Annotated in this window: 10 protein-coding genes; 6 read left to right on the top strand and 4 right to left on the bottom strand. The window is 41.5% G+C overall.

Features of this window, described 5'->3' with window-relative positions:
• The first annotated feature begins 293 nt into the window (after positions 1-293).
• Positions 294-1,313 (top strand): ferrochelatase, encoded by a 1,020-nt coding sequence (hemH, locus tag CIK86_RS16220; RefSeq protein WP_011329752.1) that lies wholly within the window; start codon positions 294-296, stop codon positions 1,311-1,313.
• A gap of 231 nt (positions 1,314-1,544) precedes the next feature.
• Here the strand turns inward: hemH and CIK86_RS16225 are convergent, their stop codons facing one another.
• Together CIK86_RS16225 and CIK86_RS16230 are read right to left on the bottom strand one after the other, a co-directional pair.
• A complete protein-coding gene (locus CIK86_RS16225; protein WP_086998222.1) occupies positions 1,545-2,702 on the bottom strand; it encodes a benzoate/H(+) symporter BenE family transporter in 1,158 nt (385 codons plus the stop codon).
• A gap of 184 nt (positions 2,703-2,886) precedes the next feature.
• Positions 2,887-4,107: an ectonucleotide pyrophosphatase/phosphodiesterase gene (locus tag CIK86_RS16230; RefSeq protein ID WP_086998225.1), complete on the bottom strand. Its 1,221-nt coding sequence runs from the start codon at positions 4,105-4,107 to the stop codon at positions 2,887-2,889.
• A 331-nt stretch (positions 4,108-4,438) separates the two neighbouring features.
• Between CIK86_RS16230 and dgt the strand changes: the two genes are divergently transcribed.
• The gene (dgt, locus tag CIK86_RS16235) at positions 4,439-5,905 is read left to right on the top strand and encodes a dGTPase (RefSeq protein WP_086998228.1); all 1,467 of its coding nucleotides are present in this window, start codon (positions 4,439-4,441) and stop codon (positions 5,903-5,905) included.
• 69 nt (positions 5,906-5,974) lie between these two features.
• Positions 5,975-7,543 carry a hypothetical protein gene (locus CIK86_RS16240; protein WP_086998231.1) on the top strand — a complete coding sequence of 523 codons (1,569 nt, stop codon included), beginning with the start codon at positions 5,975-5,977 and terminating at the stop codon, positions 7,541-7,543.
• A 282-nt stretch (positions 7,544-7,825) separates the two neighbouring features.
• Here the strand turns inward: CIK86_RS16240 and gshA are convergent, their stop codons facing one another.
• A complete protein-coding gene (gene gshA, locus CIK86_RS16245) occupies positions 7,826-9,364 on the bottom strand; it encodes a glutamate--cysteine ligase (protein ID WP_343252018.1) in 1,539 nt (512 codons plus the stop codon).
• 567 nt (positions 9,365-9,931) lie between these two features.
• On the opposite strand from gshA, the gene CIK86_RS16250 reads away from it, so the two are divergent.
• Positions 9,932-11,659, top strand: a complete 1,728-nt coding sequence (locus CIK86_RS16250; RefSeq protein WP_086998237.1) for a potassium/proton antiporter — start codon at positions 9,932-9,934, stop codon at positions 11,657-11,659.
• Positions 11,660-11,750: 91 nt separating this feature from the next.
• On the opposite strand, the gene CIK86_RS16255 is transcribed toward CIK86_RS16250, so the two are convergent.
• Positions 11,751-12,638, bottom strand: a complete 888-nt coding sequence (locus tag CIK86_RS16255) for a LysR substrate-binding domain-containing protein (RefSeq protein WP_086998240.1) — start codon at positions 12,636-12,638, stop codon at positions 11,751-11,753.
• A 143-nt stretch (positions 12,639-12,781) separates the two neighbouring features.
• On the opposite strand from CIK86_RS16255, the gene CIK86_RS16260 reads away from it, so the two are divergent.
• Positions 12,782-13,237 carry a DoxX family protein gene (locus CIK86_RS16260; protein ID WP_058374694.1) on the top strand — a complete coding sequence of 152 codons (456 nt, stop codon included), beginning with the start codon at positions 12,782-12,784 and terminating at the stop codon, positions 13,235-13,237.
• A gap of 77 nt (positions 13,238-13,314) precedes the next feature.
• A complete protein-coding gene (locus CIK86_RS16265) occupies positions 13,315-14,265 on the top strand; it encodes a glutathione S-transferase family protein (protein ID WP_086998243.1) in 951 nt (316 codons plus the stop codon).
• The last annotated feature ends 121 nt before the right edge of the window (positions 14,266-14,386 follow it).

The following is a 14,386-nucleotide window of genomic DNA, read 5'->3' on the forward strand; positions in this document are numbered from 1 at the left end:
AAATATTAAAAAGTTAACGTATTATTTACACTGGCCTTCAACTCACTGATTGCTCATTTTACAGCCAAACTATGGTTACTTAGCTTTACAGCCTGTAACCTAGTGTTTACAGTGCACTAAAATGGCAGGTTTTTTAGTTTTTATATAAAAAGTAATAACCTCAAAGTATCTAATCGTGCTGATTTTTTAAAATTATAATTAAAACAACTAAATGATTGATCTAAACAGTGCTTTTTTTCGTTACACTATGCCTTAATAGTTATTTCTGAATATTTTGCTTGAAGGAGCATAACGTGTCGCGATTTTCTGCCGTTACCGATAATCCCCATGATGGGCGTTTCAATCAAAAAACAGGCATATTACTCACCAACTTAGGCAGCCCTGATGCGCCAACAGCAAGTGCTTTGCGTACTTATTTACGTGAGTTTTTATCAGATCCACGTATTGTAGAAATACCACGTTTTGTATGGATGATTATTCTCCATGGTATTATTTTACGTATTCGCCCAAAACGCTCTGCCAAGCTTTATGAAAGTATATGGACCGAAAACGGCTCACCACTTACCCATATTACTCGCCAGCAAAGCCTAAAATTAAATGCGCTATTAAAAGAGCATGGCTATACCAATACCGAAGTGGTTATGGCTATGCGTTACGGCAATCCTTCAATTGAAGCTGGGTTGGAACAACTTCGCGATAAAGGCCTTACGCGCATAATTGTATTACCGTTATACCCACAATACTCAAGCCCAACTACGGGCTCAACCTTTGACGCGGTATCAAACGTGCTGCGTAAATGGCGCTGGGTTCCTGAGCTGCATTTTATAAACGGCTATCACAAAAATACGCGTTACATAGAGTCGTTAGCTAACAGTATTAGCGAAGATTTAGCAGCCAATGGTATGCCACAAAAACTCGTTTTTTCGTACCATGGTATGCCTAAACTATTTTTAGAACGAGGCGATCCGTATCACTGTTTATGCCTACAAACCACACGTTTAGTAATCGAAAAGCTTGGCCTTGATAAAGACCAAGTAATAAGTACCTTTCAAAGCCGCTTTGGTAAAGCAGAATGGTTAAAGCCTTACACCGACGCTACCCTTGAAAGCTTTCCTGCACAAGGCATTAAAGATATTGCCATAATTAGCCCCGCGTTTAGTGCTGACTGCTTAGAAACCCTCGAGGAGTTAGAGGGCGAAAACCGTGAAATTTTTGAACATGCCGGCGGTGAGAAATACCGTTACATTGCTGCACTAAACGAGCGAGACGATCACATAGACGCTATGTTTGATATATTAAAACCAATGCTTTAAAGGCAGTAAAAGAGCAGGTTTAGGTATCAGGCTTTAGGTATTAACTGACTAAGATCGGTTTGCTGTAGCTGTAGCTTAATCGCACCTTTAGTAAAAAACCTTTTGTCTGCTTAGTGCCTTGTGCACGGGTAAAAGTGAAAATTCACCACAAAGGAGTAGCACCCAGTGGTGAGTTTTTTAATTTTTATACGCCTAAAACCTAGCGCCTAATCGCTTCCCTACAACCTACTTTTAACCCTTACGGATAATAAATAGCGTTAATACGCCGGCTATAATTCCCCAGCAAGCTGAGCCTACCGACCACAGGGTTAAATCTGACGCAGTGACTAAAAATGTAATTATGGCGGCTTCGCTATATTGTGAGCTATGCAGTGCTTGCTGCAGGCTTGAAGCAATAGTGCCAAATAATGCAATGCCCGCTAAAGCTAAAATTAATGCTTGCGGTAAGCTGGCCACTACGGCTACTAATGTTGCTGCGCACAGCGCCATAATAATATAAAAAACGCCACCGGCTATGCTCGCCCAATAACGTTTATCGGGATTTTTATCTGCATCTTCACTCATACAAATGGCGGCTGTTATGGCAGCTAAATTAATTGAATAGGTGCCAAATGGCGCTGTTACTAAATTAATAAAACCCGTTACATTAAGTGACGCCGAAATTGGCGCTTTATAATTATGGGCTTTTAGTACTGCAATACCGGGTAAATTTTGTGAGGTCATGGTTACTATATATAAAGGAATACTAATACTAATAAATGCCTGAAAGTTAAAACTTGGGGCTATATAAGCAAAACTACTAGCTTGCCATTGCAAGTTGCTGGTATCAATATGGCCCATATTCCACGCCAGTAATACGCCGGTTATTAGTACACTTAACATAGTAAAACGTGCAAAGTAACGTTTACCTATGCAGTAAACTAATACCATTAAGCCAATCATTAACGGTAATTCGTTCATAAAGTTAAATACGTCAATACCAAAAGTAACTAATACGCCCGCAAGCATGGCACAGGCAAGCTCACTGGGAATACGGTTCATAACTTTTTCAAACCAGCCCGTCATTCCCGATAAAAATACCAATAGTGCACAGAGCATAAATGCCCCTACGGCCTCATTTAGGTTATAGCCATCGGCGGTAGAAATTAGCAGTGCAGCCCCTGTAGTCGACCACGCTATTAATATTGGCACTTTATAATAATACGATAAAATAATAGAGGTGCTGCCCATTACCAAGCCCAGCATTAAAATCCAGCTGGCTACTAGCTCAGGCGTACCGCCAAGCACAATAACTACCTGGTAAATCAGTGCTACTGAGCTGGTAAAACCAATAATAACGGCCACCAACCCTGCCATTACACGGCTAACTAACTGATCAATCCCTGCCATAAGTTTCTCTATTTATTATTGTTATATTTTTAACATACGTGGCAGTTAAATACTTTGCAATTAGCAAGAGGTCTAATTTGAGTGAAAAATAGTCATGTCAGTTTACAGGCATAAAAAAGCGGCTAATTAGCCGCTTAGGTATTATGTAGTTTACAGCCTAAGCTGTTATTTTTTAGACTACAGATTAATGCACTATCATTTTTCGCTGCACAGCGGGCATTAAGCTTTTACCGTCGCCGTCGGTTTTACTAAGTAGCTTTAGCCCCATTATTTTTGCCAATACCGGATAAATATCTAAGTTATTAACTTGCTCAATACTCATACCCTTTTTAAACGCAGGGCCAACAGCTAAAAAGGTTGCTGCCATATCATCGGTATAAGCATAACCGTGGGTGCCTATAGGGCCTGCTTTTTCTGAACTAGCAAATATTGCTGGTGCCGTTGTTTGCACTACAATATCGCCTACACGGGTGCCTTTATTATAATGATAGCCCGCTAACTGCTCAGCCGTTAATACCGTATAACGCCCTTTAGCTGCTTGTTGTAAACGCGCTTTATAGCCCTCAATATCGGCATTAACCGCCTCAGGTTTTGTATAAATAAGTAACCGCGGGCCAGTGTTTTTTACTAAAAAGTTGTCATCTTTAGGTAAACTACTAACTAATATACTTTTAGCTGGATCAAGCTGCGCCATACCATGATCCGACACTATCACTAAGTTTACTTCTTGATCTAATTTGCTTAAACGCGCTTGTAACTGCCCCATTAACTCATCGAGTTGTTTAACTGCATCGCGCGTTTGAATCGCATCGGGCCCATATTTATGCCCCATGCTATCTACCAATGAGAAATAACCTGCAACTAAACGTGGGCGCTGCGCTTTAGGTAAACTTAACCACTGCACTATTTGATCAACTCGGTCTTGATAGTCACTATGCTGCGAGTAATGAAAATAGTAGTCTGGGGTCATGCCGTTAAAACGCGCATCCGATTCAGGCCAAAAATAAACTGCCGATTTAAGTCCCTGCATTTTAGCCAAGTTCCACAACGGCGTACCGCTAACCCAAGTACTATCGGTAAAGCCTTTGCCCATGCTATAACATTCATTATTTCGGGCTTTATCACAAAATCTATTGTCAACAATGCCATGATTAACAGGGAGTAAGCCGGTAATAATTGAAAGATGGTTAGGAAACGTTTTGGTAGGATAAACCGGAATCAACTTTTGCGCTCTTACACCGCGATCACCCATTGCTTTTAAATTAGGCGCACCATGTTTTTCTATATAATCCCAGCGCATACCATCAATTGATATAAGTACTACCGTTTGCTCTTTTGCGGCAAACGCATTACTCATCCCTAATAAAAGGCAAACCGATATTGCCTTTACAATCCACTGTTTCATTTTAATACCCTGTTTAACATAATGTTTATTTATAAAATATGTGTGCAAATGAGCGCGTTTGGCTCATCTCTACCAAAGCGCTAAAAATTAAAAGCTACGCTTTTCGCGCCAGCAAGCTATACGCCTACAAAGTAACAGCGCGAGGTAAACTCCCGCCTTACAATCACCGCACTTGGCTAACCTTTACCTGACATCTAAAAACCTGCTTTGTAATTCGATCTTAAAGCAATATATTAATTTAAGATACAAACTGATAGATTAAAGCAAATTAATGAAAAACATATGACGATGCGCTAAAACTATGCCTGTCATCAACTTAAAAAAGGACAAGATGATGATCGATTTTAGTAAAAAAATAACCCCCGCACGTATGTATCGCACTACCGCTAACTTACAAATGGCACTAGAGAGCGATCGGGGCCGAATTATAAACAGCGCCGCTATTCGTCGCCTACAACAAAAAACCCAAGTGTTTCCACTAGAGCGTAACGCCGCGGTACGTTCTCGCCTTACTCACTCGTTAGAAGTACAACAAGTAGGGCGCTTTATAGTACAACGTATTTTTGCATCACTAAGTTATCAGCAGCTGCAAGACTACGGACTCACCGAGCTAGAGCGGCCGTTAGAAAGCCTAGTTGAAATGGCCTGCCTAATGCACGATATAGGCAATCCGCCGTTTGGTCACTTTGGTGAAGCCGCCATAAACCATTGGTTTAATAATAATTTAGCAAGTGTAACCCCCGAGCGCTGTAAACAGCCTAACTCTGGTATTGGGGTTGTTTTTAAAAGTCTAGCACACGACATTTGCAGCTTTGAAGGCAATGCCCAAGGCATACGTATTATTCACTCATTACAATTACTTAATTTAACCTACAGCCAAAGTGCCGGTATTTTAAAATATACCCGCCCTGCAGGGCTCGACAAAAAAGAGATACCACAAAACAAAAACTATTTAATGAAAAAGGTCGGTTACTACTACAGCGAAAAAAACTTTGTAGAAGCACTGCAAACTGCGCTTGAAATTCAGCCGTATTGCCGCCACCCTGCAAGTTATATTATGGAAGCCGCCGATGATATTTCCTATTGCCTAGCCGATATAGAAGACGCCGTAGAAAAAGACATAATAAGCACCGAGCTATTATGCCAAAAGCTTAAAAGTCATTATACAAAAGTACTTATAAACCTCACTATCGACGACAGCCAACATCAAGACTTTGTAAATAAAGCCGTAGACTACGCACTTGAGCGTGCCAACGCACAACCTTATAATTTTAATAGTGAATTTTTTATATACTTACGCGTAGCGCTGCTGCATCCGTTAGTTAATCATGCGGCTAAACGCTTTATTAAACACATAGAACCCATTTATCATGGCGATTTTAACCAAGCACTACTTGAGGATCGCAGCTATTTACACGCACTCACCATAACCCTTAAACAAGTGGCGCTTGAATATGTATTTTCAAACAAAGAAGTAGAAAAACTCGAACTACAAGGCTACCGTATTATTAACGGTCTGCTCGATTGCTACAAACCACTGCTATTATTAAGCAGTGACGATTTTAAACGAGCGCTCAATGGCGATTCACGCTTATTAATAGAATCGCGACTGGTTAGAAAGCTTTCTAAAAAGCACTTAAACAGCTATCAGCACGCCATAGATGCAATGCAAGAAGAGCCTGATCACTTTACCGCCTATGAGTTTTATTACCGCTGCCGGTTAATTCAAGATTATATAAGCGGCATGACCGATCAATTTGCCTACGACGAATATCGCAGCCTAATGGTAATTGAGTAGCCCACAGTAGATATATTTTAAATTAGCGCTTAAAATCAAACTATTGATGCTTAAGCGCTACTGAACTTTATGATAAAAATACTCACACGCCTGACCCTTTGTGTTGCCCTATTTTATAGCTTTAATAGCGCAGCCTATAACCAAGCTATGTGCATACTTATAAAACAAGAAATGCAGCAGCACAGTAATAACAAAACGGGCCGCAGCTACCGCAATGCCGCGCGCGACTATAATAAAAATTGCAATAAGCCGGTAGTAACACCAACTCAGCCAAAACCTAAGCCACATGCTATTGTTAATGATCCAGAGCCGCAGAAGGCACTGCCCGAGCCTATTACTGAGCCGGTTAAAGCGCCTATTGTTGAGCCTTTAAAAACACACTCTGAGACAGACAATACCGCGAGTATTAATACCGAGTTACAAGCAAGCCCTAGTCAAACAAGCCAAGTAACAACTGATGAACCCGTTGCTAATGTAAAAAGCTCAGATATAAAAAGCTCAGATATAAAAAGTACTGATGTAAAAAGCACTGATATAAAAAATCCGGCAGCTAAAAGTACACAGACAAACACGACAGAAATAAGCGCAGAGCCCATCGCAGCAGCACAAAAGCCGGCAAATATAAAACCTACGCCAGTATCAAAACCAAACACCGAAAGCGCCGCCTCACTACTGCTACCTAGCTTATTATTATTGCTAATAGTACTTATTGGCGTAATGGTTTTAGTACGTATGCGCCGCTCTAAACAAAGTAATTCTGAGGTGGCAACAGTACTGCCAACGAGCCCAGCTGCTACCACGCCAGTTACAAAACCAGTAACTAAATCGGCAGTTAAACCAGTAGTTAAATCGGCAGATAAGCCAAACCCTAGCGCCGTAAATACGCAAAATACGACAACAGCACAAATTGCGGCAGAATCTGTTTCAATGCAACAAATTGATGCCGCGCTGGCAAAACCACAAGCAAGTACTAGCGAGCCAGAAACCGTAGCTAAAACAACAAATACAACATTTAGTAATGAAAAACCCAAAGCAGAGCCCAATACCGCAGAGTTTGAAGCCGCGGCTAAAAACACCTTAGAGCGAATAAAAAATGCCAGCGACTTTGCCGAGCCAGAAGTACGCATGTTCGATCCCGATGCACCACTGCCTACTAAAAAGCAGCGCCAACAACAGGTTACTCAACAAGCGCCAGCAGCAATTAATGATCAAACGCCAGCTCAAAATACAATTGAGCCCGCCAATATCAGCCCAGAGCCAATTATTGCGCAGCAACCAACAACGAATATACACCCCCCTGTAAACAGCACCACAGAGCAAGCAACTTCATTTAATACCGAGCACGAATTTAAAGAGCCCGAAGTACGTACTTTCGATCCCGATGCACCGCTACCAGGTAGTAAAGCAAAGCCTGTAATAAAAGCAGATACAAACCAACAGCCAGAACCAGTAGCTGAGCCTAAAGAGCAAAATGTGCAAATAGACAACAGCAACCCATTTGCTAACCTATCGCTAGATGATAGCTGGGATCCAAATTCATCGGTAAAACCTAAAATAGCAGAGAAAAAACGTGAACCTAAATCTCAAGCCCTGATCGAAGCCGAGCAGCGTGCTAAAAATATGCAAACTAAAGAATAGAGTTAAAGGTTTTATACATTGGTAAGTTAAGTGCCAATATAAATTTCAAAAAGTGTATTGGCTCATTTGGGGTTTACTTTTATTGTTGTGGTTTATTAATTTCGGCCAGAGTTTGAGGCTTAATTGTAAAAAGTGCGATATAAAATCGCACCTACAAGTAAATCCAAGTACCAAGCTTGATAGGGCGTATTGACCTTGATACGACCCTAGTGCGGTTTACTTTATCGGGGTCGTATCATCTATCTAAAAGCTAAAGCCCGACACCTAAAAGCTGCTCTTTTGCTAAACCTTACCCTCTAACTTTTGCTGCTCTGCGTGTGATGAGCTTACAAGCTGTTTAAAGTAATCGCTTTGTGCTGCGCTCAGTGGCATTTTTTTCCATTGTGCAGTGAGCTCAGTGGCGCGCTGCCCTACCCAATCACTGTGATCCTGATTATTAGCGACAAGCTGCGTCAACATAAGCCCCGACGGAGTTAGCTCTGGCTGTTGTAATAATGGCTTGTAGTGTTGTATCGCCTCACTGTAGCCGCTACCAGCTTGATCAAGTAACTCTGCTATAGCATCTAGCTCTGCAAATAGCTGTTCGCTCCAAGCACTGCGACTAAGCTCACCATTAGCAGTTTCTAGCAGTAAATCAGGGCATCGCCCCTGCTCGGTCACACGGGCATGATTGCGTGCCAAGCGCTGTTGTTCTTGCTCGCCAATTTCTGGGCTATCTTGTAATAAGCAAAACAGTAAAAATGTATCTAAAAAGCGAATTTGAGTGTCATCAATACCTAGCGCCAACATGGGGTTAATATCGAGATTACGTACTTCTATGTATTTAACCCCGCGATCGTTCATAGCCTGCAGTGGTGTTTCACCCGCGTGAGTAACACGTTTAGGGCGAATATCGCTGTAGTATTCGTTTTCAATTTGTAAAATATTATCGTTTAGCTGACGTTTTTCACCATTTACCTCAACCCCTATACGCGTATAAGGTGCATGTGGCGTGTGAAGCGCTTGTGTTAAATCGCGGCTATATTCAGCTAAGTTATTGGTACTTACATTTAAACTCGCTTGGGCATCGTTTTGATAGCCAAAACCACTCATTCGCAACGAAGTTGCATAAGGCATATAAAGCGTATCGCTGCCCAAACTGGCTAACTGATGCGCGCGGCCATCAACAAACGAGCGGCTTAACGCAGGAGATGCACCAAATAAATAAAGCAATAACCAACCATAGCGACGAAAGTTACGGATCAGCGCAAAATACTGAGCAGAACGAAAATCAGCAAGCGAGTCTTGGTTACCCTGTAGAGTTTGATACCCCTGCCAAAAGCTATCCGGTAATGAAAAATTAAAATGAATACCCGCAATACTTTGCATAATACGCCCGTAGCGCATATCTAGCCCACGACGATAAGTGTGCTTCATTTTTCCTTGCACCGAGCTACCATATTGAGCAATAGGCACACTATCATTACCTTGAAGCGCACACGGCATACTTGCTGGCCATATATTTTGCGCGGTTAGTTCAGTGGCAGTATAACGGTGCAATTGTTGTAAAAAGTCGAGTGTGTCATCAATACTTTCAACTGCTGGGGTAATAAACTCCAATAATGACTCTGAGTAATCTGTAGTGATATGAGGATGAGTTAGCGCCGAGCCTAAATTATAAGGATGAGGGTTTTGTGCCAACAAACCATCTGTAGTTACTCGTAAGGCTTCCTTTTCGATACCCCTTTTAATATGCGACAATGGTTGGATCAAATCAGCATTGGCTAACTGTGTTAGGCGTGGAGTTAGGGATAACGTCTTGACAAAAACCTCTGTAATAATTCAGTTAATCAGGAAGTTTCCCTGATCCTTTTTACTTGTGCTGCTTTCGCGCCTTAACCTAGGCATACGATTACTATGCTAGTAAAAATAAGTAGAGCATTATATTTCTTATGCATTAATAAATAATCCCCTCATTGTGTAAATGACTTTTACTAAGTGGTAATAGTGCCAAAGGCGAAGTGCAAATTTAAAAAGCAATCTAAAAGGTTAAAAACTAAAGCGACTAAGTTGAACCAAAACTCTCACTGTAAATATTAAACCTAAAGCGCGAGCTAAAATGACATCTAAAAATGGCCCTTTAACACCGAGCTTGGCAAGTTTTTAGCAGATCACTAATACCTGCTATTTATAACGCTGGCCCTCCCTATTTAATGAGAATAGTGCTACAATATCAAAAGCTAAAAACATTTTTGTGTAAACAAACCCATGTTTAACATCGCTTATTATTTTATCTATTAAAATAAAACCAATGCAAACTTAGCAACGGAGTAACTACTATCCCATACTTTAGTGCATAATTTATAATAACGACCTAACCCAGCCCTTAGCCATAAATGAGAATAATATATGTTTTTGATTGATCAAATAATATTGTTAGCCGCGGTATTAATTTTACTGGGTATTGTATCCAGTAAATTATCAGCTCGTCTCGGTTTGCCCGTACTGGTAATGTTTTTACTGGTCGGTATGCTCGCTGGTGAAGATGGCCCCGGAGGCATATTTTTTGACAATGCAGCAGCGGCACACTCTTTAGGTACGCTCGCATTAGCAATGATATTATTTGATGGCGGTTTACAAACGCCCTTAAAAGCGATAAAAAAAGTCTGGAAACCCGCCTCCGTATTGGCCACCCTTGGGGTACTTATTACTAGCGCAGTGACTGGGGTTGCTGCCGCTTACATGCTTGATATTCCTTTACTACAAGGCTTATTGTTTGGCGCTATTGTAGGCTCAACCGATGCCGCGGCGGTATTTTCGCTGCTACGTAATGCCGGTATTCATTTAAACACCAAACTAAAAGCCACCCTCGAAATAGAAAGTGCCTCAAACGACCCTATGGCAATATTTTTAACTGTAGGCTTACTCGAAGTGTTAGTAAACGACATGGAGCTAGGCACAGGCCTGTTACTCATGTTTGTATCACAAATGGGCTTAGGCGCATTAGTCGGCTTAGCCGTGGGTTGGATATCAGTTAAATTAATCAATAAAATTCAATTAGTTGCTACGGGGTTGTATCCGGTATTGGTTGCAGCGTGTGGTTTACTCTCATTTGGTATTACCGCAAACATTGGTGGTAGCGGGTTTTTAGCAGTATTTATTACCGGTGTGGTTATTGGTAATAGCCGCTTTGTGTTTCAGCGCAGTACGTTTTTATTCCACGACGGATTAGCTTGGTTAGGCCAAATTACCATGTTCGTGGTGTTGGGCTTATTAATAAACCCAACCTCGTTATTAGATGTGTGGTTTGAGGGACTGATCATTGCATTAGTGCTTATATTTATTGCTCGCCCTTTGGCGGTTATTCCGGTGTTAGCGCTATTTGGTTTTAAAGCGCGTGAAATCACCTTAGTGTCTTGGGTTGGCCTGCGCGGCTCAGTCCCTATTATTTTAGCAATATTTCCTCTTATGTTTGGCCTGCCTGGCGCCGAACTCATATTTAACGTGGTATTTTTTGTGGTGTTAATTTCAGCCACACTACAAGGCTCAACGCTTGCTTTAATGGCCCGCAAACTCAAGCTAACTTTACCACCGCCAGTGACTCCCGCAGCCACGCTAGAGATCACTGCTTTAGGTGATGTTGACGCCGATATTGTTGAATACACCATAGGCAAAATGTCACGCGCTGTTGGCCGTCGTTTATCGCAATTAGCACTACCCGATAGCACAGTAATGGCAATGATCAGCCGTAATAATAATATTATTCCCCCGCGCGGCTCTACACTATTACAGGCAGACGATCAGCTATTTATGGTACTAAAACCGCATACCCGCGAGTTTGTTGACTGTGTTTTTTCAAGCACGATTGATCAAGATATTACCGAGCTTTCGGCTAAAGAGCTAAGAGTTAAAGGCAATACCAGTGTAGCCAGCATAGCCTATTCTTACGATATTCATATTGCTGCTGAACCAAACGATACGCTAGAGCAAGTACTAAAAACCTCGCTAAACAGCTTACCTAAGGTAGATGACTTTATTGAACTTGATGACGTAAAACTCACTATTTGTGAAATGGTTGGCGACCGTATTATTACCGTTGGTATTATAATTACCCTAGATGAAAGCCTAGAAGAATAAAGAGCTTACCATGGCTTTTAAGTAGTAAATTACATTTAATACAGCTATTAGCTAACAGCCTTACACGGCTGTTAGCTTTAAAAGCGCAACGTTAAGGTTGTAGTAACAGTGAGGTAAGTCGTTGCAACCCTTTACCTTTATTAGTTATTTTCCAGGCAATAAATAGATCTTGGCAAGGTCGTTGCTCGGTTAGCTTTACCTCCACTAACTGCCCCGACCCTATATACTGCTCAATTAAACGCTTGGGTAAATAACCAATACCTATACCGGCAATAATAGCCGCAATTTTTTGCGCAACAGAGCTAACAAAAAAGCGCTGGGTGCCCTCTATTATATTTGCCGACCATGGAATTTCTTGCTCTGCAGAGTCGTGTACTATCACACTGCGGTACTGAGCAAGGCTACTCATATCGAGAGGTTGCTGCTGCGTTGCTAACGGGTGCGTGCTATTTACCACAAGTACACTTTGATACTCATCTATTTTAACCGCGCGAATGCCTTTTTGGTTCGGCACTGGCGACGGCGCGCCAATAACTAAATCAACTTTATCTTCAATCAGCACTTCCCAGCTACCGTTCATTACCTGTTCTTGTACATCTATTTCAATATTTTCATGCTCTGCTAAAAACTGCTCTATACTGGTAAATATCGGTTTTATATCAATAATAGAATCCAAAGCAATACGAATTTTTGGCTCCCAGCCGTTCGCAATTGTTTGTGTTTGCTCCGACAATGAATTAATCGCCGTAAGCAACTTGCGCCCCTCGGTCAGTAAATGTTTGCCCGCAGGAGTTAGCACAGCACGACGCCCCTGACGCTGAAACAAAGTCACGTTTAATTGCTCTTCTAGTTTTTGTACTATGTAGGACAGCGCCGAAGGTACTTTATTTAATTGCTCTGCGGCTGCCGCATAACTGCCACGATGCTCAATAGCATCAAGCACCAGTAACGCTTCAATACTAATAGGAGGTGTATTCATGGTTTTTTCATCCAAATAACAACTGTTCAAATTATTTGAACATATCAAGCAAATAATAGGCATTATTTAATTACAAAACAACAACTACAATGGCTACATACTCAATTAAAAATACTTACTTAACATCAATAAGGGTAAAAATTATGACTATTAAAAATATTGCTAACGTTATCACTAAAACTGAACAATCACTGGCTGCAGTACCACTGCGCGTTATTGCTGGTATTATTTTTGCCGCTCACGGTGCACAAAAATTATTTGCATGGTTTGGTGGTTACGGCTTAGAAGGCACAGGACAATGGATGGAATCAATTGGCCTAGCACCAGGGTTTTTAATGGCCTTAATGGCAGGTAGTGCAGAGTTTTTTGGTGGCTTATTTTTAATTGTTGGCCTACTAACAAGACCTGCTAGCTTTGTACTGGCTATCACTATGGTTGTGGCTATATTTACCACTCACATTGATAACGGCTTATTTATGAGCAACAACGGTTACGAATTTGGCCTAGCGCTATTAGCAATCACACTTGCTTTAGTTATCCAAGGTGGCGGTAAATTCTCACTTGATAACGTAATTAACCGTAACTTAAACAAAGCGTAATATTAGTTATTTAAAACACACACCGCATAGCTATGCGGTGTGTGTTTATGCATTTACAGCAAATTAAGGAGTTAATAATGGGACTAATCGTAGACGGAAAATGGGTTGACCAATGGTACGACACTAAAAAATCTGGTGGTAAGTTTGAGCGCCAAGCAAGCCGCTTTACCCAACAAATTTCAAACGCCGCCGATAGCCAATTTAAACCCGAAGCGGGACGTTACCATTTATATGTGTCGCTAGCTTGCCCATGGGCACACCGCACCATGATAATGCGTAAATTAAAGCAACTCGAAAACGTAATTACACTTAGCGTAGTAAAGCCCGAAATGCTCGAAAATGGCTGGGAATTTGGTGAGCACGGCGATCCGCTTTATAACCTAGATTACGCCTACCAATTATATTTAAAAGCCGATGCCAATTACGAAGGCCGCGCCACTATTCCTATTTTATGGGATAAAAAAACCCATACTATAGTTAATAACGAATCATCAAACATCATGCGTATTTTAAATACCGCGTTTAACGAGCTAACCGGCAACACCGACGACTACTACCCGCAAGCACTGCGAGCAGAAATCGACAGCGTAAACGAGCGCATTTACAACACGGTAAATAACGGCGTATATAAAGCAGGCTTTGCCACCACGCAAAGTGCTTATAACAGCGCTTACCATGCATTATTCGAAAGCCTAGACTGGTTAGAGCAACGCCTAGCTAAACAGCGCTACTTAGTTGGTGAGCAAATTACCGAAGCCGATTGGCGCTTATTTACTACTTTAGTGCGCTTTGACGCTGTGTATCATGGCCACTTTAAGTGTAATCAGCAAAAAATTAGCGAATACCCTAACCTATATAACTATGTCACTGAGCTGTACCAAGTACCGGGTATTAAAGACACCATTGACTTGGAATACACCAAAATACACTACTACGCCAGCCACAAAACTATTAACCCCACCGGCGTAGTACCACTAGGGCCTAAAACACAATTTGAGCAACCGCACGATCGCGACCGCCAATATTAATAAATTTGCTAGCTGTGGGCGCTATCAACCCTAGCGCTACTCATTCACCCTCATTGCCTGCTCTTTGTGCACAAGTATTTAAGCCCATTTATTCACAAAGAGGAGGTGAGGCGCTGCGCTT

Source organism: Pseudoalteromonas sp. JB197, assembly GCF_002332205.1.
GTDB lineage: Bacteria > Pseudomonadota > Gammaproteobacteria > Enterobacterales > Alteromonadaceae > Pseudoalteromonas > Pseudoalteromonas nigrifaciens.

Bases quoted from the DNA above. Each gene is read 5' to 3' on its own strand.
- CIK86_RS16225 (WP_086998222.1), bottom strand. From the start codon at position 2,702: ATGGCAGGGATTGATCAGTTAGTTAGCCGTGTAATGGCAGGGTTGGTG.
- CIK86_RS16230 (WP_086998225.1), bottom strand. From the start codon at position 4,107: ATGAAACAGTGGATTGTAAAGGCAATATCGGTTTGCCTTTTATTAGGG.
- dgt (WP_086998228.1), top strand. From the start codon at position 4,439: ATGATGATCGATTTTAGTAAAAAAATAACCCCCGCACGTATGTATCGC.
- CIK86_RS16240 (WP_086998231.1), top strand. From the start codon at position 5,975: ATGATAAAAATACTCACACGCCTGACCCTTTGTGTTGCCCTATTTTAT.
- CIK86_RS16250 (WP_086998237.1), top strand. From the start codon at position 9,932: ATGTTTTTGATTGATCAAATAATATTGTTAGCCGCGGTATTAATTTTA.
- CIK86_RS16255 (WP_086998240.1), bottom strand. From the start codon at position 12,638: ATGAATACACCTCCTATTAGTATTGAAGCGTTACTGGTGCTTGATGCT.
- CIK86_RS16260 (WP_058374694.1), top strand. From the start codon at position 12,782: ATGACTATTAAAAATATTGCTAACGTTATCACTAAAACTGAACAATCA.
- CIK86_RS16265 (WP_086998243.1), top strand. From the start codon at position 13,315: ATGGGACTAATCGTAGACGGAAAATGGGTTGACCAATGGTACGACACT.